Below are 1,845 nucleotides of genomic sequence, written 5' to 3' on the forward strand. Positions count from 1 at the left end.
TACTCCGCCTAATAATTTAGAGCGAACCTCTAAGCACCGGATAATTTAATATACCGAAAAAATCCTAAAAGTTTAGGATTTTTTTGTATGATTTAATTTTTTAATATTACTTGTACGACCATGTTTTAAAATACGTCGATAATTTTCAGCTAAAGCTTTTTCATATTGACTTGTCATCCAAGGTACATAGAATTGATTATTTGCGATTTGATCAGGTAAATATTGAATATATTCCCATAACTCAGGACGATCATAATTATATTTTTCATCCTCTTCTAGACCAACAGGTGTTAATCTTAAATATTCAGGTGCAGGCAAAGATTGTTGTCTTAAAGAAGCTAAGGCAGCATCAATAGCTGCTTCTGATGATTTAGATTTAGGTGAAAGACATAAATCAATAATAGCACTTGCAATAGGAATTCTTGCCTCAGGAAATCCTACTGTTCTGGCAGCTTGAAAAGCAGCAACAGTACGCATACAAGCATTTGGATTAGCAAGTCCAACATCTTCATATGCACAAACAAGGACACGTCTTTCTAAAGATTCAATATCATTATATTCTATCAACTTTGCAAAATAATACATAGCTCCATTAGGATCACTTCCACGAATAGATTTTTGTAAACCACTTAAAGTATCATAATATTGATCTTCATCTTTATCAAATTGACCATTAGCTTGTGTTAAAGCATTTTTAGCATCTTCAATAGTAATATGATTATCATGAGAGATAATTGTACATACTTCTAAACAATTATATGCAAAACGAATATCTCCTGATGAAAGACGAGCAATATGTTGCAAGACTTCTTCATCACATTGATATTGATGATGATAGCCCTTTTCGCTATCTAAAGCGTGATGTAAACCTTGAATAATATCTTCTTGAGTTAAAGGCTTAACTTCAATGATTTGACATCTTGAACGAATGGCAGGATTGATTGAATGATAAGGATTAGCTGTTGTACATCCAACAATAATCAATAGACCACTTTCTACATAAGGAAGTAAATTATCTTGTTTCATTTTATTCATACGATGAATTTCATCGATAATGACAAAAAGACCATCAGATAATTTAGCTTCTTCAATAATCAAATCCATTTCTTTTTTATTTCCTGTAGATGCATTAAAAGTACGACAAGGCATATTTAAATCATGAGCCAAAGCCATTGCAAGAGTTGTTTTACCACAACCTGGTGGGCCATATAAAATAACAGACATTGGATGATTCTTTTCTACAAATTTAGTAAATAAACCATTTTTACCTATAATATGTTTTTGCCCTAATATATCTAAAAGAGATTGAGGTCTCATATTATAAGCTAAAGTTCCACTCATAAAAAAATCTTCCTCCTTAATACAAAATGAATTATAATGATTATAACACTTTTATAAAAAGAAAGGTAGAAATGAATATGAGATTAGTTGTACAAAGAGTAAGTGAAGCAAGCGTGGAAATTGAAGGGAAAATAAATGGACAAATCAAACAAGGATTTATGGTATTAGTAGGTATTACGAATGATGATAATGAAGAAATTGTTGATAAGATGGTTAATAAGCTTATTAATTTAAGAATTTTTGAAGATGAAAATGAAAAATTGAATTTATCATTGATGGATATCAAAGGAGAAATTCTTTCTATTTCACAATTTACTTTATATGCAAATTGTAAAAAAGGAAGGAGACCTAGTTTTTTAGATGCTGCTAAACCAGAAATATCAAAACCATTATATGAATATTTTAATAAAGCATTAGAAAATGCAGGGGTCTATACAGAAACAGGAATTTTTGGAGCGATGATGAAAGTCTCACTGATCAATGATGGACCAACAACGATCATCC

2 protein-coding genes are annotated in these 1,845 nt (G+C 30.5%); one reads left to right on the forward strand and one right to left on the reverse strand.

Features of this window, described 5'->3' with window-relative positions; all coding sequences use genetic code 11:
• Positions 1-72 precede the first annotated feature (72 nt).
• Positions 73-1,341, reverse strand: a complete 1,269-nt coding sequence (locus LJD34_RS15830) for a replication-associated recombination protein A (protein ID WP_119362848.1) — start codon at positions 1,339-1,341, stop codon at positions 73-75.
• 77 nt (positions 1,342-1,418) lie between these two features.
• On the opposite strand from LJD34_RS15830, the gene dtd reads away from it, so the two are divergent.
• The coding region (gene dtd, locus LJD34_RS15835) for a D-aminoacyl-tRNA deacylase (protein WP_227360350.1) at positions 1,419-1,845 on the forward strand (427 nt) is incomplete at its 3' end.

It is taken from the genome of Faecalibacillus sp. MSK20_93, from assembly GCF_020589945.1.
GTDB lineage: Bacteria > Bacillota_I > Bacilli_A > Erysipelotrichales > Coprobacillaceae > Faecalibacillus > Faecalibacillus intestinalis.

Bases quoted from the DNA above. Each gene is read 5' to 3' on its own strand.
- LJD34_RS15830 (WP_119362848.1), bottom strand. From the start codon at position 1,341: ATGAGTGGAACTTTAGCTTATAATATGAGACCTCAATCTCTTTTAGAT.